This is a genomic window from Devosia sp. MC521 (assembly GCF_014127105.1).
In the GTDB taxonomy this organism is placed as follows: Bacteria; Pseudomonadota; Alphaproteobacteria; order Rhizobiales; family Devosiaceae; genus Devosia.
On the sequence record NZ_CP059902.1, the window covers coordinates 579,932 to 599,761 of the forward strand.

Genomic DNA, 19,830 nt, shown 5'->3' on the forward strand with positions numbered 1-19,830 from the left:
TTCGTAATGGGTCAAAAATCGGCAATCGTCCTTGGCGGTGGTGGTTTCATCGGTAGTCACTTGGTCAAGCGCCTAAAGCGGGAAGGCTTTTGGGTTCGTGCCGTGGACCTTAAATATCCCGAGTTCAGCGACAGCGAAGCCGACGACATGGTAATCGGCGACCTAAGAGACGCAGAATTCTGTTCGTCAATTATCGACCGCAAATTCGATGAAGTATACCAGCTCGCTGCGGATATGGGTGGTGCGGGCTACATCTTCACTGGCGAGCACGACGCCGACATTATGCACAATTCCGCCACCATTAATCTAAACATCGCGGACAAAGCACACAAGCGAAACATAAAAAAAGTCTTCTATTCGTCTTCCGCTTGTATGTATCCCGCATACAACCAAGAGGATCCTGACAATCCGAACTGCGCTGAATCATCCGCTTATCCGGCGGCGCCTGACAGCGAGTACGGGTGGGAAAAGCTTTTCTCGGAGCGGTTATTTCTAGCATACAATCGCAATCACGGAATGAGCAATCGCGTAGCACGTTACCACAATATATTCGGCCCCGAAGGCACGTGGCGCGGCGGTAAAGAGAAAGCACCGGCCGCTGTGTGTCGCAAAGTCGCTATGGCAGCCAACAACGGCGAGATCGAGATCTGGGGAGATGGTAATCAAACACGCTCCTTCTTGTACATCGACGAGTGCCTGGAAGGCACGCTTCGCTTGACACGGTCCGAATTTGAAGGGCCGGTAAATGTCGGTTCTGACGAGATGGTGACGATTAACCAGCTCGTTGACTATGTCGCTGACATTGCTGGTAAGACCCTGCACAAAAACCACATTGCCGGTCCGACGGGCGTGCGTGGGCGCAATTCCGATAATCGCTTGATTCAGGAAAGGCTAGGCTGGCAGCCGTCGCAGTCGCTGCGCGATGGGCTTGAGCGTACCTACGAGTGGATCGAGCAACAGGTTCGCCGCAACACTGCCTGACGACGGCTCAACCGGAAACTGGCTCGCCAGGTTCCGCCTCACTGTAGAAGGAGCGATCAGGCATTATGAAGATTATCGTACACGACTTTTCTGGACACGCCTTTACGTCACAACTTGCGCGCGCTTTGGCCGGAAGGGGGCACGACGTACTATATGCTTCATTTGGTGGTTTTCAGACACCAAAAGGGAAGACTACTCGGCGCGATGGCGATCCAGAAACCTTCCGGGCTAGAGAACTGGTCCTGCCAGAGGCATTCGACAAAGATAATTTGCTCCGCCGCCGACGTCAGCAGATCGCGTACGCTAGAGCTATTTCGGGTTTGGTGCAGGAAGAAAAGCCGGACGTGGTACTTTCGGCCAACGCTCCGTTGGAAGTTGCTCAGGCGATCTACCGCGCTTCCCGCAGCGTCGGATCAGCTTACGTGTTTTGGGTTCAAGACATATATTCGGAGGCGATCGAGAGAATACTATCAAAGAGGAGCCGAATTGTTGGCTATGTAGCAGGAATATATTACCGCTTTATGGAAAGGGCTCTGTTGGCCAACAGTGACGCCGCGGTGGTTATTGCCGAGGAGTTCCGCTCCGTATTTCAGAATGCGCCATGGAGCCTCGATGTATCCCGCGTCAACGTTATTGAGAACTGGGGTATAATAGCCGATGTGCCTTTACTACCCAGGGACAACGACTGGGCTAAGATCAACATGCCCGGGGACCGGCCGCGCATCGTTTACTCTGGCACGCTGGCCCGGAAGCACAATCCGAATCTACTCCTAGAGTTGGCGCGAAAGCTTGATGCTGACATATACGTGTTTTCAGAGGGGTCTGCTCCTACTGCATTAGCCGCCCAAGCCGCCCAGGAAGGACTAGCTAACCTGCACGTGCGACCCTGGGTGCCGGTCGAAGAGCTGCCAAGCATGCTGGCGGGTGCCGATGTGCTCTTTGCGCTTATTGAGCCTGATGCCGGCATATTCTCAGTCCCGTCGAAGGTGCTTAGCTATCTATCAGCAGGCCGCGCGATTCTTGCCGCTATCCCCGGGCACAACTTGGCCGCTCGCAATGTATTGCGTGAGAAAGCCGGACTGGTCAGCGAGCCAGGTGACTTAGAAGCGCTTGTAACCAACGCGAGTCGACTACTTGAGGACGTTGCGCTTCGCAAACGCATGGGGGAAAATGGCCGCCGCTTCGCCGAGCGCGCCTTCGACATAGACAACATTGCGGATCGCTTCGAAGGCCTTCTAGGCAGCTCCTGCGGCGTACGACCAGTGCAGGAGCAACGATCAAGGGTGAAGGTAGTGGCGCCATGAAGGCGCTCCTCATTGGACACTACGGCGGACGGAATTTTGGAGACGAACTCATGCTTGCGGGGTTAGTGCGGCTTCTGAAGCGCCGAGGACCCCTAGAAATTCGTATTCAGACCCCGGACGGCGCCGTATCGGCCGGGTTGCGGCAGCTGGGCGTCGAAATGGGCTACAGCAAGTCACCTATGCAGGTGCTGAATGGTATAATGTGGGCAGATACGGTCGTGCTGGGTGGCGGTACGATTTTTCATGATGCGTATCCGGACCGGCGCTATCGCCGCTACTGGGTAAATTTGGTGCTGTTTTCAGGTATTTTCGTGCTCGCCCGACTGATGAGAAGGCGTGTGTCGCTGGTTGGCATTGGTGTCGGCCCTCTGCGCCGCCGCCGAACCAAAGTGCTGACGGCTCTGCTTAAGTGGTCGGCGCATGATATCAGTGTGCGGGATAGACAATCGTTTGACGACCTGGAGTCTCTTCCCGGTTCTAGTGACAAGATAGAAATAACTGATGATCTTTCAGCGTTCGCCGACTTCGAATTGCACCACTTTTCTGGTCAAGACTCGCGCACCGTTGGGGTGAGTTTGGTGCCGCCAGATGCTGTGACGGCGAATAACGCAGCTGACGTCGAGGTGCTGTATGAGGCGATCGCCGACAGTCTCGGGAAGTCTTTGGCATCGGGCACTTTTAGTCGTGTTGTATTCTTCAGTGCAAATGTCGGAAGTGAAAGTGACACGCAAGTGGCTGACCGACTGATATCCCGGATCGCAGGTTATGCGCGTCAGGTCCGGCATGTCTCCTTTGACGGAGATCCTGCTAATTTTCTACGTGAGTTGAGCTGCTGCAGTCTGGTGATCGCTGCTCGCTATCATGTCGCAATCGCCAGCACCACACTACGGATACCTACCTTGTGGCTGGCCTATCAGCGAAAGGTAATGGATGCGGCGCCAACTTACGGCGTTGCGACTCAGGATATCTTCGAACTAGGAAAACTCAGGCTAGGTAGCCCGCAGTGCACAGCGTTTCTAGCCAGAATAACAGGCGCGGCAGAAGAGCGGATCGGGTCGTACGATCAAGACCGCCCCCTCAGAGATCCCACCAGCGCAATGGTTGGTTTGAGCTGAGTCGGCAGAGCGCCTGCAGATCTGCTCGGACGTCCCGCATGATCGTGTCCCTCGGCGTGGTGTAACTGAGGCAGGGCCTCCACGCATATCCGGCTTGGCCGGGTTGGTCAGCGTGCGGGGACTGCCGGCAGGCTGACGAGGGGATCATCGCTCAAAGGGGCGACGGATTCCAGCGTCATGTAACGGGCGCGCTGTACCGCCCACTCATCGTTCTGGTCGAGCAGGATGGCGCCGACGAGCCGGACGATGGCATCCTCGTTGGGGAAGATGCCCACCACCTCTGTCCGCCGCTTCCCCGTAAGCATTCGGTGAGGGCCGCAGAAGTCAGGGTCGCCTATGCTCACGGATGAGGTCGCGCAAGCACTCGATGCCGTATGGGGTGAAGGCCATTACGCCGTCTTTGTCGTCCAGGCTGAAGACCCAGATGACGCCATCCTCGGGCTCCATCTCGATGGCGATTTCCAAAAGCCAGTCAACGTCCTCACCGAGTTCAACGGCAACACGGTCGATGGTTTTGACGGAGCTTTCTTTGTTGAGCTGCGTAGTCATGGGTGACCCGGGTCAGTTGATGCGGTTCCTGGACTTCTCGAATCCCGCCTTGCCCTGGGCCCGGCGCCTGGCCAGTTTGGCGAGGCGCGCGGTGATTGCATCCAGATCGATATCGGTCGGATCGAAGGGGTGGCCATACCAGGTCATGACACTGGCGTGCTCAGGGTGTTTTGGGTCGGCCGTTGCGCCGAGGAACTCTTCGAAGCCCGGAAGGCCGCCAACATCTTCTGGTGGGCCCCGCCGGGCGCCCTCGATGAAGCGTGGATAATCAACGACCGGGTCTGCAACGACAACGTCCTCGACGACGACGCTATGGCGCCAGTCGTCGCCAAAGTCATAGGTGTAGGTGAAGCGGGTCTCGCCGCGGGCGAGGATGGCACCGAGCCGGGCGTTACGAGCACTGCGCATCTCGTCACCCCATTCTGGGTCGGGATAGCCATAGCGGCGGTCGCCGATCTCGAACTGGAAGAGATGATAGTCTTCAAACAGCATGACGGCCTGGATGACGTCGTGAATGGTCTTGAGGCTGCTGGTGAGCGGCACCTCGACACGCCGCCAGATGGCGGGCTGCACATCGTCGAGCTGGATGTGGAGCCGGGCAATGCGGTCGCTGTTCACGCGATCTTCCTGATCTGATGCTGGGCCGCCCAGTTCCAGGGCAACAGGTCGTCCAGCTGATGACTGGGATGGTCGGCAATACGGGCCAGAACATCGGCCAGCCAAGCTTGCGGATCAATATCATTGAGCTTGGCGGTGACGATGAGGCTGTACATGAAGGCGGCACGCTGCCCGCCACGGTCGGAGCCGGCGAATAGCCAGGCTTTCCTTCCAAGTGCGATGCCTCTCAGAGCCCGCTCGGCGGCATTGTTGGTCAGACAGACCCTGCCATCCTGAAGGAACTGGGTGAATGCGGGCCAGCGCTTGAGCATGTAGTCCATGGCCTTAGCCAAATCGTCGTGCCGCGACAGTCCAGAGCGGTGCTGGAGCATCAGGGCTTCGAGTTCGTCCTCCAATGGCGCGCTCAGCTCGCGCCTGATCGTCAACCGCTCGGGTGATGACTGGCCATTAATGGACCGCTCGACCTCAAACAGGCGATCCATGCGCTGCACGATCTCAAGGGCAAGCGGCGAGATCGGCGCCGGCTTCTTGCCGTCAGCCCTGCGCCGGGCGCTTGCCTCAATATCGGCCAGCACGAAGAAGGCGCGGCGCGCATGGCTCCAGCATCCCGCCTCGGTGATCAGCCCGGGTTGTCGGCCAGCTTCATAGAGCCGAGCATAACCGCCATAGGCGTCGGCCTGCAGAATCCCGGACCAGTCAGCCAGGTGCTGTCGTGGATGTTCGCCGGCGCGGTTGGGCGAATAGTAGAACAGCGCCGCCGGCGGGGCTGGACCACCATAGGGTCGATCGTCACGGACATAGGTCCAGATCCTGCCTGTTGCCGTCTTGCCTTTAGCCAGGACCGGCACGGTCGTATCGTCCCCGTGCAGCCGTTCGGCACCCATGACATGGACGGAAAGCCGATGGTGCAAGGGCTCGAGCACGGCCGCGGCTGCACCCACCTGGTCGGCCAGGGTCGACAGGCTCAGCGGTACGCCTTCGCGGCCATAGCGCTCGACCTGCCGGTTGAGCGGCTGATGTTGCCCGTACTTCTCGAACACCATCATCGCCAGCAAGCTTGGACCGGCCCAGCCGCGGGCCACTACATGGAACGGCGCCGGTGGCTGGCTGATCTTCTCGCAGTCCCGGCAGGCGACCTTCTCACGTACCGTCTGAATGACCTTCCACTGGCGCGGGATCACCTCGAGCGTCTCGGTGACGTCTTCGCCGACCCGGCTCAACCGGGTTCCTCCGCAGGCTGGACAGGCGCAGGGCGCAGCAATGACACGACGCTCGCGCGGCAGATGCTCGGGGAAGGGCTGGCGTGATGGCCGGCGGCGTTCAAAGCCAGGGGCGTCAGCGACTTTGCGGGCTGCAACCTGGGCCACTGCCTCATCCTGGCTGGCCGTGGCTTCCAGTTCCTCGAGCTGCAGCTCGAGCTGGTCCAGCAAACGCTGGCTGCGCTCGGACTTGCTGCCGAAAAGCTGATGCTTGAGCTTCTCGATCTGCAGCTTGAGATGGGCGATCAGGGCTTGGTCATCGGACTGTCGCGCTTGAGCGCCCAGCAGCGCGACCTCGGCTTGGTCGGCTCGCAAGGTGGCAGCCGCAAGGGCTGCCTTGAGGGCTTCCACGTCATTGGGAATGGGCGAAACGCTGGCTTGCATGACCATGATGGAATCATAGCCATCGCCAGGCGTGAAGCCAAAAATGCTCCCATTGCCGAAGAAAATACGAACTATCCCGCCCGCGTCGGGCGCCAGCTCTGTTGCGGATTGCGCCAGTCGATCCCTTCGAGCAAATAGCCCATCTGGCCGCCCGTCAAATGGACGACGCCGCCAACCGTGGAGGGCCAGATGAAGCGGCCCCGCTCCAGGCGCTTTGCATAGAGCGACAGACCCACACCGTCGTGCCAGAGCGCCTTGATCAGCGACCCGTTGCGTCCTCGAAACACGAATACGTCCCCGGCAAACGGGTCCCGCCCCAGCCCTTCCTGGATCAGGCGCGCCAATCCGCCCATCCCCTTGCGCATATCGGTATGGCCGCTGGCCAGCCATACGCGGACATCGGAGCGAACCGGGATCATCGCAGTGCCCGCAGCACCGTCAGGACCAACCGCGCGGGCGCCGTGGCGGCAATGCTCGCGGGCACGAACTTGGCATCGGACTGCTGCACGTCGCGGCGCCACTTGTAGATCAGGCTCGTCGACACATCGAACTGCCGTGCAACTTCGGCAATCACCGCACCTGGCACGAACGACGCCAGCACGATCTCTTCACGCTCCGCCTGGCTCCAGCGGCGTCGACGCTCCGAGCCCGAAATAACCGTCATGTGCATTATGCTGCGCTCTTATGTGCGTACTTATGAGCGCAGCATCAGCGCCAAGAACCATCATCGCAAGGCGGCCCCCGCCGGAGGCTTACGCTAAAAAAGGGGATGCGGACCAAAGTCTTGGCCGCTCTCGTGGTGGTTTCTCGACCAAGATCCACCTCCGCAGCAACGCTCTCGGCCTCCCTGTCGCGGTCACGCTGAGCGGCGGACAGGTCTCCGACGTGAAAGGCTACGTGCCGATCATGGACCAGCCCGGTCCGAGACTCCGCGTGCTGCTCGCCGACAAGGGATACGACGCCGACTTCATCCTGGCTGACCTGGAGGCCCGCGGCGTGGCCGCTGTCATCCCGGCCAAACGAAACCGCAAGGTTCAGCCCGTTATCGACGGCCATATCTATGCCTTGAGAAACCTCGTCGAGCGATGCTTCTCAAAGCTCAAGCACAGCCGCCGCTTAGCCACGCGATACGACAAAACCGCCGATAGCTTCCTCGGCTTCGTTCTCGTCGCGTCGATCCGGTTGTGGGTCAGACACTTTGTCCACACGACCTAGTAAGCTCAATTATTCTTGAGCGTCTCGATTGCGGCCCAAACGATTATACCATTATAGATAAACACAGCGCTCGCTGCTGTGATGGCGACCGCAAACGGCCCAAAGAGAAGTCCTGCAAAGTAAGCCGCAATGGTGGCCGGCAGAACTGTAAGCCATATGATCTTCGCTAATTGCCAATTGCGCGGACCCAGGCTAACAACAAGTCCAAAATTGGAGCCCACGGCCGTACTGGTTTGCCCGAGAGTCAGTATTAGCAACAGCGGCGCCGCGGCAATATAATGTGAGCCATACAGCCCAAGTAGCAGCTGGTTTCCGAACGAGAATATTGAAAGTACCACAACTGCGAAAATAAGCCCAGTAACGACGCCGATTCGCAACTCGCCCAGAGCGGAATGCCAATCCCGCCGCGCCATGGCCAGTGAGATCTTTGCCGCTTGAACAGGAATGATAAAGCGTTGGCTGAGGGAAGCCAAAGGTGCCAGACGACTCGCCACTGAATACAGGCCAGCAATCTCGAGCGAGAAAAGCAGGCCGACGACGAAGATGTCGAAGCGATCCAGTAACTGACCGCCCGTGTTGTTAGCCATCATCGCGAAAGAGCGATTACGCCAGCGCCTGAACGGCCGCAACGGCGCCGGTCGCATGGGCCAGCACCGCAATCTGCGGACAAGCATGGTGATGGAGATGAACTCCACTACTGTTAACAGCAATGCACAGCTGACAATAAGCCGATCTACGAATGCCGGCATAATGATCACGGCAACCACGCAAGCTACTGTCCAGACAACGTCGCGCGGCAGCAGTGACAACCGAATCTGCCCCGACGAGCGAGCGATGAATTCGCGCAGCGTGCCTATTGCCATACCGGGAAGCAGCCACAAGGCTCCAATGGCCATCGCTCCCAAGTTAGCTGAGACGCCAAGTATTTCATTGAGCTTTGCGGCGCCAAAAAGAGTTAACCCCACGATCAGGGTGGCGAACGTAGTCGCGGTGACACTGTAACGGACAAAAATATCTCTCAGCCGAGAGCTAGTCCTATCCATTGCGCCAGGTAGGATGGCTTGTGCTGCCGGGGCCGTCCCCAATGTACATGGGATTGCTAGGATTTGGGCCAGCGCCAAACTTGTTGCAAATTCGCCAAATTCAGCCGCGCTGGAGAAGCGGGCCGCAACTAGGAAGAAGGTCAAAAAAGCAACGCGACCAAGTATGACAAGTAGGGCAGAGCTGCCAAACATTTTGACAACTTTAGTAGAAACACTGCCACCCTGCGCCAGTGCGGCCTTCATCAGCATAGTGCTGCCAAATAGGCGTCTATACGCACCTTGGTGGATTTAAAATACTCGCTGGCTAAGAACCTCAACCGACCGGGTGAAATGTCGGAATGCAACTGCCAGACAGGCCGCGACCGCGTGTGCCGCCCTGTAAGTAGGCCGCAAGAGTGGTGAGCGCTCACGGCCTGTATGACTGAGATACCTTCATCCCAGTACAGCTGTGCTATCTGAAAAACCTCGCGAAGTATGCGGGAGATCGTTCCAAAGGATGCAGGGATATACTTCCGGAGCCTACCCATTTTAGTCCTGACAACGCGCAAACTAGCGTGCTCCAGCCGCTCCGAAGTGGCTAACGCATCGTTAGGTAACACCAGCACTTGCGCCCGGCCGCAAGCTTTGTGGGGCGGCGCAATATTCAGACAGAAGGAGTGCGGCCCGCCCCAAGTCGTTGATGGGAGTGGGACAAGCACAAACCTCATTGCTCCAGAACCGTGCGGATATTTTTTCGGACGACCTTCGGCACGGCAAGTGATGAAAGAGCTTAGTGCCGTCGCCGCCGCACACAAAATTGCGGAGTAAACTACTCCCTTTATGGTGCTAGGAGACCTCGGAAGTCTCAACTCAATCACTTGGATGCTGTCACGAGGTGGAGGCAAGGGTGGTGATACTCGGTGATTAAGAGGCGCGGGCATTTGCCGATAGTTGGTTTAACATTCGATATCTGAAAGGAACAAGTCGGCGGCGCGAATCCCAATCCAGTCCGTGGGCGAGTCGAGCTTAGCCAAGCGTAGGGCCGACGGCGTTCAGCTTGCAGATTTCAATCAGCGAGGTGATGAGTGCCCCATTGTTAGTGGTCCTCTCCCACTCCGCTGTAGGGGGCGCCAATTGCGGATTAGTTAGGCTTCCATTATATGCTTCTACAGGTTAATGCAACTACGCGGGGCCGGACCTGCAGTCATGTTGCAACAAGTATCGCCTCGGGCGACGAGAAGATAATAGTCCAACCCCAGTCTGGGATACCGCTCCTCTTGAAACGGGGGAAGCCAGTAGTGAGACATCCACTCAGGACCAGAAGGATTTCCTTAGGGGTAAAGCGGCTATTTGACATTGTTGTTAGCACGACTCTGCTCGTCTTGCTTTTGCCTGTGTTGATTGCTGCGTCGGTCGCTGTGCGTGCAACATCCCCGGGACCGATATTCTTTAGTCAGACCCGCCATGGCCTGCTGAGTAAACCCATTACTGTTTTGAAATTCCGTACCCTTTATTATGACCGATCTGATGCCGCCGGTGTAGTTCAAGCCCTTCCTGGGGATAGCCGGATTACTCCCGTGGGGCGCTTCCTTCGAAGGACGTCTATCGATGAGCTGCCGCAGCTTATCAACGTTCTGCGAGGTGACATGAGCTTGGTCGGACCTCGTCCGCACCCGTTCGACATGATCGCCGCCGGCGTCCCCTATGAGCGACTTGTTCCGTACTACCGGCTTCGTCATCTTGCTAGGCCGGGGTTGACGGGTTGGGCACAGGCGAACGGGTTACGCGGGCCTACTGTGGACCCCGCATTAGCCAAGGCTCGGATAGACCATGACATCGCCTACGTGCAGAACTACTCGGTGTGGCTGGACATGAGGGCGCTGTGGCTAACTGCTACCCGTGAAATCTGGCGGATGGCCGGTGGCTAACCACAGATAGTCAACCACATAGGTGGCTCGGGAAATCTGTACAGGACGAAGTGCATTTTGCCAAGATGGCTGCGAACAGGAGCAACCATTACGAGGCACTCCGACGCAACCATTCTCTGCCGTTCTAAGCGGAAGGTGGCGCTTGCTGCGGTTAGGGTGAAGGTGGCCTTTAAGGAATTGGTGCAGCAGTTTGATGTGCGTACCAACCAGATCGCGTAGTGGCGCAAACAGCTTCTGGATGGCGCGCCGCGGATGTATTTGGTGGTGAGGCGCGGCCGCAAACTTCGCCCTTGGCGGTGGATGTCAAGACCGTGCGTGCCAGGTCAGCCATCTAAACGCTTTTGCGCGGGTTCGCGAACCTGGGATCAGCCGGGGCAGCGTCTATTTCCTGCCAAGCTCCATGCTGCCCCGATGACTCTGGCCCTAATGCGCCAGATCGATGAGCTGCATCTGGATTATCCGCATGCAGGCGACCGTATGTTACCTGAACTGCTGGCAGAGAAGGCTTTCATGTGGCAGGTTGCACTTCTCGACGCGGATTGGCGTCGGGGCAATTTACCGCATGCCCGGTACCTCCAGCCCCGCACAAGATCACAAGCATACCCCTACCTGCTTTGCAGGTAGGGGGGGGACGCGTCCCAACCATGGTCTGGCACAACAATAGACACCACAATATCCCATGCGGCTCAGGTTCGTTATCTGGCACGGCTGTTGACTGGTTCAGCCGTTGGGTTCTGTGATCTGCTGCCATGGACCCGACGTGATCGGAACGGCGCTGTCGTTTAATGGCACGTCTTACCCGATCAACATCAGCTTTTTCCGGCTTTGAAAATGCTTACGACGACAATGCAGTCCTCGTTGGCACTGTAGGGCACAACGGCTTGAAACTGGGTCCGTACTGTCGGCTTATCTGAGCGGGCGTCAGTGCGCGAGGAGAGAAGTAATGTTGGATCAGGCAGGGCACAAGACGCTACTGCTGGATGCGCGGTGGTGACCATTCTGCACCAAATCGGCCGCCGAGATGATTGACTGTGATCCTCGCGGCCGAGGGCTTGGTTGTTTCTTGTTGAGGACTGGGAGCGGCCAGAAACAATAGTACCGCTACAGATAACTGTGTGCCGATATTGATATAGACCGGCTCGATCGCAAAAAGGACGAACGATGCGCCAATAAAGGCCGGGCCGATTTTTGGTCGCCATGCGACGAAGTCATTGGTGCTTGCAGAACTTAGATTGGGTGTGCGCAAACCTTTGTAGACGCAAATAAGGAGTGCGGGGAGGAGCAAGGCGCTGCCAATGATCCCTACGTCAAGCAGCATGTTGATAAACCCTGAATGCGCATTCAATGCCACTTCGTTGGTCGTGAAGGTTGTTTCCCTGGTGCGCAGCCCATACCCTACCACTGGGTTGCGCCAGAATAGGTCGATGGCTCGTTCCCAGTACTCTGTTCTTCCGGTTAGCCCTGACTCGGTACCTCGCGTAAGGTCGTCAAGAAGGAGCACCCGCTGTTCGATCCATGCCCACAAAGGCCCTCGGAGCATGTGGTCAATCAAGAAAATGAACGATGCGGCGAACGCCATCGCGCTCAACAAGCCGACCTTGAGCACAAGATTTCGGGTTGAGAACAATAGGAGGGCGAAGAAAAGGGCGGACGCGACAAGTGTCCCTCGCGATTGGCAAAACAAAATTACACCGACCCCTAGCAGGGTAGTGGCAATTCGGGTCCGGCGCCTCCCAAACATGCCAAATGCCATAGCGACAAAGGCTAACTTGGCTAGGTCATTGGGAGGGATGAACCCCAAGCTTCGCAAGCGGACGCCAAGAACAACGTACAGAACGGCAATAAACGCGAAAATGCCTACAGAGAAAAGCGCGAGGTGGCGCTCCATATCCCTGCCGGACCTCCAAAGCCTAACCATTGCGCTGAATACGGCAAGGTGAATGCAGCTAAAAAGAGCGGAATCTACAGGTGAAACGGAGAGAGGTGCCGACAGAAGTGTGTAACCGCAGAACAGCAGAAACAATCGGTGATGCGCTTGAATGGATGAAAAGCGCAGGGAGTTCAGGTAGCTACCACGCCAGAACAAAAATGCTGTTCCACAGAAAGCAAGGACCCCCGCCGCCTGATAAACCACAGGCGAACTAGAGTTTAGCGATACAAGTTGCTCCCAACTTCTGATACCTGTGTACGGCATGAACATTAGGCAATTCCATGCAAGAAGGGCAAGCATCACAACCGGCGTGGCACTGACTTTCATGCGAACTTTCCACCTTCGAGGGCTACACTTTTTGCCCTTTTCAGGCTGCTAAAATCCAACTACCAGCTAATCCCCCGCCATGCATCAGCATGGCGCACCGTGCCCCCGCTATTTTTCCAAGTCTGCTCCATGTCTTCAACCTTGCGTCGTACCCCAACGTTGACTTGGAGGGCTCATTGTCGGGGTTGGAGAGACGCGATCTCAAGTGGCGCAGGAGATCTTCCAAGTCGTCGTAAACGTCGGCTGGCGCGGCTCGGCCGGTGACGGTAATAAAGGCGAGGGCGGATTGGCTCATCTTGATCGCGCTCGCGAGTCAAGGGCGTACCGGTAGGCATGCAGATGGGCATCTACAGGGTCCTCTTTCCGAGCTAGCACAAATTCGCGGGCGGCGCGGCCGAATGCGTGCCGGTTCACGAGCACTTGACGGATGGCTAAGGAAAGGGCGCCCGCGTTCGGATTTGCTAGGCAACCTGTGTGCCCAGGACGTACTAAGTCGGGTAAGCTGCCAACATCTACCGACACCACAGGAAGGCCCATAGCCATCGCTTCCGCCGTGACAAGCGAGGCGCCTTCGGCAACTGAAGTGAGAGCAAAAACATCAAAGACGCTCATTATTGCGGAGACTGGTGCATTCTGGGTACATAGCAAAACCCGACCGGGGAACCTGTCGTTGAGAGCTTTCGCGCGAGTGACAACCTCTCGGCGGTAATATGGAACGTTTGAAGGAACATCGTTGCCAACCACCAAGAATTTAAGGTGTGGGTTCTGCGGCAGCAGCAACGCAGCAGCGTCGAGTAGCAGTTCGTGACGTTTCTGCCATGCGCGGTTCCCTAACGTGCCGACAACAACTTCGTTTTCGTCCACACCGAACTGAGCCCGCATCGCCTCTCGGACCTTCAAATCCGGGTGGAATGCTTCTGTGTTTACGGAGGCTGAAAATGGAATTATCTCGTCGGCTATGTCGTCTAGGCCACCGTGCCGGGGGATCATGCTCTTACCGGAGGTCATAACGGCGTCAGCAGTCTTGGCTACGATCCGGCCCATCAGATTGCGAACTCGCTGCGGCCCCATGGTCGAGTGCAGTTGCCACACCAATGGCACCCGTGCTTTGGTGGCGGCGATAGCCGGCTGCAAAGCAAAAAGACCAGCTACTTCCACCACATCTGCACCATGCTCCTGAATAAGCTCGGTGACTCGTCTAACATCCCGGCGGAGACCGAGTAAGTATTTGGCTTGTGTAGCCGGATTCAGGGATCTTCTAAGCCGAACGAAGTCAACGGGAGCGACCAGCGCCCCGCTCGCTTCGAGGCGGCGCACTATTTCAGGATCACTTGCGGGCAGTGCTACTATTCTTTGAACTCCTGCCGCCTTCAGGCCTGGGGTCGTCTGTTCAATCATGCCATGTAGTCCGCCCCATTGGGGGGCGAGCAAAACGGAAAGGACACGGATGGGGAGTCTCATCAATCAAAGACCTTCGGAGTCGTCGTGTTGCAATCTTATGTTCCATCACGTCGCTCTAAGCTAGCTCCGTCTACGGACGATCGCCGCCAAGGGTCTCTAGGCCAAGGTCATTGCACTGAGTATAGCGCGGCAATCTGGATGAGACGCTGGCGACAATCAGGATGAGATTCTACGTCGCGGCGTTTGTGATGTTATCAGGTTGATTGTCGCGGGCAACCTCGCCGTCTTCCTGTGATTGACGCGGAGCGTCAGTCACAGGTGTGTTCTTGATTGTCGCAAAAGATGCCGGTCTTCCCCGTTGCCGTTTAGCCTCGAGGGCCGATCGCCGCCGGTAGCTTTCGACGTTCATTTCGAAGATGGTCGCGTGATGGACCAGCCTATCGACAGCGGCCAGCGTCATGGCTGGATCGGGGAAGACCCTGTTCCATTCTCCAAAGGGCTGGTTGGCGGTAATCATGACCGAGCGTCGCTCGTATCTCGCCGAGATGAGCTCGAACAGAACGCTGGTTTCGGCCTGGTCCTTGGTGACGTAGGCGAGATCATCCAGGATCAGCAGATCGAACTTGTCGAGCTTGGCAATGGCCGCCTCGAGCTGCAGTTCGCGCCGGGCGACCTGTAGCTTCTGGACGAGATCGGTGGTCCTGGTGAAGTGCACGCGCCAGCCATTTTCGATCAACGCCAGGCCGATGGCTGCGGCGAGATGGCTTTTGCCGCCGCCCGGCGGGCCGAACATCAACACATTGGCGCCCTTGGCGAGCCAGCTGTCACCGGCCACCATGGCGACGATCTGAGCCTTCGAGATCATGGGCACGGCTTCAAAGTCGAAGCTGTCCAGCGTTTTTCCCGGCGGCAAGTGGGCTTCGGCCAGATGCCGCTCGATCCGCCGGTGGGCTCGCTCGGCAAGCTCATGCTCTGCAATGGCCGCCAGGAATCGTGCCGCGGGCCAGCCTTCGCGATCGGATTGCTCGGCGAACCTGGGCCAGAGGGTCTTGATAGTGGGCAATCTCAGCTCGTTGAGCATGATGCCCAGGCGAGCTTCATCGACTGGATGGGTATTGGCTTTCATGCGCTTTCTCCCGCCATGCCCTGGGTTCCGACCAGGACCTGGTAGCTGTCCAGACAGACGGGCTGCACCCAGACCTGGGGCAAGTCGGCGGGATCTGGAGAGAACTTTGTCCGCAATGTCGCCAGATCCGGCAGGCTACCGGAACGGAGCACCTGACCCAACTCATTGGCCAGCTCTCCTTCACAGTTGCGCTCATGGGCAAGCGCCAGGAGTTCGACTGTGATCTTGCAGGCTGGCCGTTCCGGCATCGCGGCACACAGCGCCTCAAACGCACGACGATATTCCGGTCGGGGGAAGAGCTTGTCGCGATAAACCAGGTGCAGCAGCGCCATGGGCTTCTTGCGCAAGGAGTGGATGACGTGATGGTAGTTCACCACCTGGTCATGCTTGCCGTTGGCCTGAGCGCGCCCTCTGGGCAGGGTCAGCAAATGCGTTCCGCCCATGAACACTTCCAGCCTGTCATCGAACAGACGTACCCTCAACCGGTGGCCGATCAGACGGGAAGGCACGGTGTAGAACACCTTACGCAAGGTGAACCCGCCCGTGCTGGAAACGGTGACGATCACCTCCTCGAAGTCCGTGGTGCGGCGCTCAGGCAGGACCTGCAGATGCGCTCGCTCCGCCTCGATGCCTTTACCGCGGTTCGCATTGCGGCGGCCGATGATCTCGTCGACAAAGGCGCGGTAGGAGCCCAGATCCTCGAAGTCGGGGCTGCCACGCATCAGCAAACCATCCCGGATCGCGCCTTTGAGATGGCCATGAGCACTCTCGATCGAACCGTTCTCATGGGCCACACCCTTGTTATTCCGCGTCGGGGTCATCCCATAGTGCGAGCAAAGGGCCTCGTATCGCGTCGTGAGATCTGTTCGAGCCTCGGCGTCGACATTGCGGAAGGCGGCCGAGAGGCTGTCGCTGCGGTGATAATGAGGAGCACCACCGGCCGACCACAAGGCATTCTGCAACCCCTCGGCCAGGGCAACAAAGCTTTCCCCGCCCAGAATGACATGGGCGGGTTCGAAGCCAGACCAGGGTAGGCGGAAGTGGTACAGCAGGTGATCCAGCCGCTGCCCGGCAATGGTCACACCAAGCCCACCCATATCGGTAAAATCCGAAAGCCCCAGCCGTCCCGGTTCGTGAACCTGCCGGATAATAACATCTCGCTCGGCGCCATGGATGGCGCGCCAGGCGCGAATACGACGCTCCAGCGTGCGACGGATACCAGGCTGCAGGTCGGGATGGCGGCGCAACAGTTCCTCATAAATGGCCACAGCTCGCAGCCCCGGCGCTGCCTGCAGCAACGGCACAACTTCAGCCTCGAAGATGTGCTCCAGGGGATCGGGACGTCGGCGTCCTCGGGGTTCTCGCCTCTGGGAAGGCAATACCGGGTTATGGAGCAGCCGGTAGCCTGTCGCGCGGCTTAGCCCGGCCTTGGCTGACGCCGTCTCGGTGGTGTGGTTTTGTCTGAGCTTCATGAAAAGCCTCATCTGATGATCGGTTACATGGCGCCCCGGCACAAAGGTGGTTCCCCTCCTGAAAACCACCACTGTACTGGGACGACCGCGATCACAGACCCCGAAATCGGGCAAAGCTGTTGGTACGTGCCTCCGGTCGGGCTACGCCCTGCCTGCGACACGCACCAACAGCTCCGTCTCATCCTGATTGACGCTGAGTCTCACCCTGTTTGACGCGCAGCACACTGAGCTAGCGTTTCTCCGGGCAGGGGTGAAGCACCATCCCGAGCGACAGAATTGGGCGCTCATTGCTATTGGTACTTGGCAGAAGGTCAGCCCCAAGTGTCCCTGCCTCGGCCTGATATTCCCCACTTCTACGAGCCTCCTCCCATCAACGGGTCCACCATGAGCAAGAAAGCCACGGTCGCGAACATTATTCGCGGCGCCGTTCGGAGGTTTCAGGCAGTGCCGTGCCGCAAACTCGGCGGCCACTGCGGTCAAAGAGGCCGCCGCCGTCGTGACCAACCAGACAAACAAGGGGCCCTAGTTCAGGTCCTGTGTCTGAATAGCCACTGGAGTAGCAGACGCCTTCCAATAAAGAGTTCAAACGCGATGCGGCGTGTCAGATCACCGAGCAGGGCTTTAGGGTTTCCGAGGTTTCGCAGCTCCTAGACGTGAATGCGCATTCACTGTGCGAGTGGCGCAAGAAACATGCATCGAACGTTTCAAGATTGGGGTCAGGCAGAAGAGACCCCGCAGTTAAGGCGGGACCTGGCGCAGGTCACTGAGGAGGGCGACGTCCTAAAAAGCAGGCAGTTAGCGTTTTCGTTGCTGACACGTTGCCAGAGACTTTGAGGATCGCAGAAGTACACGGCAACGTCGGCTGGAATGGTGAGCCGCCTGTGGTGCTCGAACTCCATGCCACGATCCTATCAGGGAGGTCATCAAACCCTGAGGGCTGGCGCTACGCAATCAAAGGCATCAGTCAGAAGACGATGGCGAAGTGGTTCCGGCACCCTGATCCCACTCGATGATTGCCTCCATACCTTGCAGCCGAGGATCCCGCACCTTATGCCCGGTCATCACATCGCTACTGCAAGGTGACGGCGTTTTTAGGCTCCCCGATGTGCCAGCGATAAGGTGCGGAAAGGGAAGTTGGCGTACGTAGCAAATGTGCGGTGAATGTGCCGAGGTAAGTGCGAATCACCCCATGCCTCAGCATTACGGTCAGAATGGGTACGACCAAGGCGGACTAGGTGTTCGTGGCGAGCGGACTGGAACTTGGTCCTGCAGAGGCGGCGTCTGTCCGATAACGCCCCTTGCCCGACATGCAGCTGACGTGCCGAAGTCCGACGAGCACGGGATTGCCAGGCGGGACGCGCATCCAGGCCCGCGCCGGGTCAGAATGCAATTTGGCTGTCAGCTAGGCTGTGTAGAACGAGAAGCTGGCGCACATGGCTGGTCGGGATGAGGCGGAGCGCGTTGGTCGTGTCCCGGGACGTGGTGTAACTGAGGTGGTCAAGCCGCTCGCGAGCGCGCCATTAGGAGCGCCGTAGCGAGCGAGCGGCTGGGTGGTCATCGACGGATTTCCGGTAAGGTCTGGTTGCTTACCCCAACCCTGCACCTGAAGGACCACCGATGACCGACACGATGATGAACCTGCGCACGCTGGTAGAGAAGACCCCCGACGCCGATATTCTGCGTGAGATGATTGGCTTCGCTGCCGAACGGCTGATGGAGATGGAAGTGGGTGCCGCCACTGGGGCCGGCTATGGCGAAAAGAGCGCCGAGCGGCGGGTCCAGCGCAATGGCTACCGCGAGCGGGACTGGGAGACGCGGGCCGGCACGGTCGAGCTGCGCATCCCCAAGCTGCGCAAGGGCAGCTACTTCCCGGGCTTTCTGGAACCTCGGCGGCTGGCCGAGAAGGCTCTTACCGCGGTGATCCAGGAGGCGTACATCCAGGGCATCTCAACCCGTTCGGTGGACGACCTGGTCAAAGCCATGGGCATGAGTGGCATCTCCAAGAGCCAGGTCAGCCGGCTCTGCGAGGAGATCGATGGGCGGGTGAAGGCCTTCCTCGAGCGGCCGATCGAGGGCGATTGGCCCTACCTGTGGATCGACGCCACTTACCTCAAGGTACGCAGGGGCGGCCGCATCGTCTCGGTGGCAGCCATCATGGCGGTGGGCGTCAATGCGGATGGCCGGCGCGAGGTGCTGGGCATGGAGATCGGCACCTCGGAGGCCGAGGCGATCTGGACCGAGTTCCTGCGCAAGCTGACCCGCCGCGGCCTGCGAGGCGTGAAGCTGGTGATCTCCGATGCCCATGAGGGCATCAAGGCGGCCGTCACCAAGGTGCTTTGTGCCACATGGCAACGCTGCCGAGTCCACTTCATGCGCAACGTCCTTGCCCATGCCGGCAAGAGCGGTCGCCGCGTGGCCAGTGCCTTTATCGCCACGGCCTTCGCTCAGGAGACGCCGGAGGCCGCCAGCACCCAATGGCGCGCCGTTGCCGACCAGATCCGTCCGCGGGTGCCCAAGCTCGCCACCATCATGGACGAGGCCGAGCACGACGTCCTTGCCTACATGAGCTTCCCCAGGGAGCATCGGGCCAAGCTGCATAGCAACAACCCGATAGAACGGGTGAATGGCGAGGTGAAGCGGCGGACCGAGGTGGTGGGCATCTTCCCCAACGAGGATGCCATCGTCCGGCTCGTTGGCGCCATCCTGCTTGAGCAGAACGATGAGTGGGCTGTGCAGCGCGCCAGATACATGACGCTGGAATCCGTCGCCCCGTTGAGCGATGATCCCCTCGTCAGCCTGCCGGCAGTCCCCGCACGCTGACCAACCCGGCCAAGCCGGATATGCGTGGAGGCCCTGCCTCAGTTACACCACGCCGAGGGACACGATCAGCGCGTTTCCAAAATCATTGGGTTAACTGGAGCGTCACCGTGCCCCCGGACCATTCTGGGTCTGTGTACCCGCAAGCTGCCGGCAACTTTTCCGCAACTTGCCCGGAAAGACACAAGTGCTGATTGAACACAGGACCGGAATGAAATTTCTCCTACTCAGGCGCCCGCCGCCTCTGCTTCGGTAGTCTGTTCGACCCGCTCCAGGCGGGCAGAGCACGCAGCGATGGTGATGAAACGAGATGGCAGGAACCCGTTCACCGGTTCGATTTTTCCTGTGCCCGGACGGAAGCCCGGCTGAACTTGCTTACTGG

At 58.6% G+C, this 19,830-nt stretch carries 16 protein-coding genes and 2 pseudogenes; 6 read left to right on the forward strand and 12 right to left on the reverse strand.

All coding sequences use genetic code 11. From position 1 onward, the window contains the following. Positions 1 to 6: 6 nt before the first annotated feature. The 3 genes from H4N61_RS02790 (at position 7) to H4N61_RS02800 (ending at position 3,400) form a co-directional block, all read left to right on the forward strand. The gene (locus H4N61_RS02790; protein ID WP_182394891.1) at positions 7 to 981 is read left to right on the forward strand and encodes an NAD-dependent epimerase/dehydratase family protein; all 975 of its coding nucleotides are present in this window, start codon (positions 7 to 9) and stop codon (positions 979 to 981) included. Between the two features lie 65 nt (positions 982 to 1,046). Further along, positions 1,047 to 2,285, forward strand: coding sequence for a glycosyltransferase family 4 protein (locus H4N61_RS02795; protein WP_182394892.1), 1,239 nt, complete (start codon positions 1,047 to 1,049; stop codon positions 2,283 to 2,285). Further along, positions 2,282 to 3,400, forward strand: a complete 1,119-nt coding sequence (locus H4N61_RS02800) for a polysaccharide pyruvyl transferase family protein (protein ID WP_182394894.1) — start codon at positions 2,282 to 2,284, stop codon at positions 3,398 to 3,400. Before H4N61_RS02795 ends, H4N61_RS02800 begins: the two co-directional genes overlap by 4 nt. Before the next feature lie 107 nt (positions 3,401 to 3,507). Here the strand turns inward: H4N61_RS02800 and H4N61_RS02805 are convergent. From H4N61_RS02805 to H4N61_RS02830, 6 genes and pseudogenes are all read right to left on the reverse strand, one after another. Then, positions 3,508 to 3,693: pseudogene (locus H4N61_RS02805) on the reverse strand (transposase); the annotation flags it as partial. A 31-nt stretch (positions 3,694 to 3,724) separates the two neighbouring features. Further along, positions 3,725 to 3,949: a hypothetical protein gene (locus H4N61_RS02810; protein ID WP_182394896.1), complete on the reverse strand. Its 225-nt coding sequence runs from the start codon at positions 3,947 to 3,949 to the stop codon at positions 3,725 to 3,727. A 12-nt stretch (positions 3,950 to 3,961) separates the two neighbouring features. Continuing rightward, complete coding sequence (locus tag H4N61_RS02815; protein ID WP_182394898.1) at positions 3,962 to 4,567, reverse strand: plasmid pRiA4b ORF-3 family protein; 606 nt, start codon at positions 4,565 to 4,567, stop codon at positions 3,962 to 3,964. After that, positions 4,564 to 6,210: an IS66 family transposase gene (locus H4N61_RS02820; protein ID WP_182395909.1), complete on the reverse strand. Its 1,647-nt coding sequence runs from the start codon at positions 6,208 to 6,210 to the stop codon at positions 4,564 to 4,566. The genes H4N61_RS02815 and H4N61_RS02820 overlap by 4 nt, the downstream gene beginning before the upstream one ends. 71 nt (positions 6,211 to 6,281) lie before the next feature. Continuing rightward, positions 6,282 to 6,629 (reverse strand): IS66 family insertion sequence element accessory protein TnpB, encoded by a 348-nt coding sequence (tnpB, locus tag H4N61_RS02825; protein WP_182394900.1) that lies wholly within the window; start codon positions 6,627 to 6,629, stop codon positions 6,282 to 6,284. Then, a complete protein-coding gene (locus H4N61_RS02830) occupies positions 6,626 to 6,874 on the reverse strand; it encodes a transposase (protein ID WP_210271237.1) in 249 nt (82 codons plus the stop codon). Before H4N61_RS02830 ends, tnpB begins: the two co-directional genes overlap by 4 nt. 32 nt (positions 6,875 to 6,906) lie before the next feature. On the opposite strand from H4N61_RS02830, the gene H4N61_RS02835 reads away from it, so the two are divergent. Then, the gene (locus tag H4N61_RS02835; RefSeq protein ID WP_182394901.1) at positions 6,907 to 7,425 is read left to right on the forward strand and encodes an IS5 family transposase; all 519 of its coding nucleotides are present in this window, start codon (positions 6,907 to 6,909) and stop codon (positions 7,423 to 7,425) included. Positions 7,426 to 7,430: 5 nt separating this feature from the next. Here H4N61_RS02835 and H4N61_RS02840 read toward each other — a convergent pair whose 3' ends face one another. Then, complete coding sequence (locus H4N61_RS02840; RefSeq protein ID WP_182394903.1) at positions 7,431 to 8,711, reverse strand: oligosaccharide flippase family protein; 1,281 nt, start codon at positions 8,709 to 8,711, stop codon at positions 7,431 to 7,433. An 896-nt stretch (positions 8,712 to 9,607) separates the two neighbouring features. Here H4N61_RS02840 and H4N61_RS02845 point away from each other — a divergent pair. Beyond that, on the forward strand, positions 9,608 to 10,375 hold the full coding sequence (locus H4N61_RS02845; RefSeq protein ID WP_210337056.1) for a sugar transferase: 768 nt from the start codon (positions 9,608 to 9,610) through the stop codon (positions 10,373 to 10,375). A gap of 970 nt (positions 10,376 to 11,345) precedes the next feature. Here the strand turns inward: H4N61_RS02845 and H4N61_RS02850 are convergent. The 5 genes and pseudogenes from H4N61_RS02850 to H4N61_RS18320 form a co-directional block, all read right to left on the reverse strand. Next, the gene (locus tag H4N61_RS02850; protein ID WP_182394905.1) at positions 11,346 to 12,632 is read right to left on the reverse strand and encodes an O-antigen ligase family protein; all 1,287 of its coding nucleotides are present in this window, start codon (positions 12,630 to 12,632) and stop codon (positions 11,346 to 11,348) included. A gap of 291 nt (positions 12,633 to 12,923) precedes the next feature. After that, the gene (locus H4N61_RS02855; protein ID WP_282567616.1) at positions 12,924 to 14,093 is read right to left on the reverse strand and encodes a glycosyltransferase family 4 protein; all 1,170 of its coding nucleotides are present in this window, start codon (positions 14,091 to 14,093) and stop codon (positions 12,924 to 12,926) included. A gap of 169 nt (positions 14,094 to 14,262) precedes the next feature. After that, positions 14,263 to 15,159 (reverse strand): IS21-like element helper ATPase IstB, encoded by an 897-nt coding sequence (gene istB, locus H4N61_RS02860; RefSeq protein ID WP_182394907.1) that lies wholly within the window; start codon positions 15,157 to 15,159, stop codon positions 14,263 to 14,265. Next, positions 15,156 to 16,643, reverse strand: a complete 1,488-nt coding sequence (gene istA, locus H4N61_RS02865) for an IS21 family transposase (protein ID WP_182394908.1) — start codon at positions 16,641 to 16,643, stop codon at positions 15,156 to 15,158. The genes istB and istA overlap by 4 nt, the downstream gene beginning before the upstream one ends. 773 nt (positions 16,644 to 17,416) lie before the next feature. Continuing rightward, positions 17,417 to 17,539, reverse strand: a pseudogene (locus H4N61_RS18320) (IS30 family transposase); the annotation flags it as partial. Between the two features lie 709 nt (positions 17,540 to 18,248). Between H4N61_RS18320 and H4N61_RS02875 the strand changes: the two are divergent. Beyond that, positions 18,249 to 19,451, forward strand: coding sequence for an IS256 family transposase (locus tag H4N61_RS02875; RefSeq protein ID WP_182394280.1), 1,203 nt, complete (start codon positions 18,249 to 18,251; stop codon positions 19,449 to 19,451). Positions 19,452 to 19,830 lie beyond the last annotated feature (379 nt).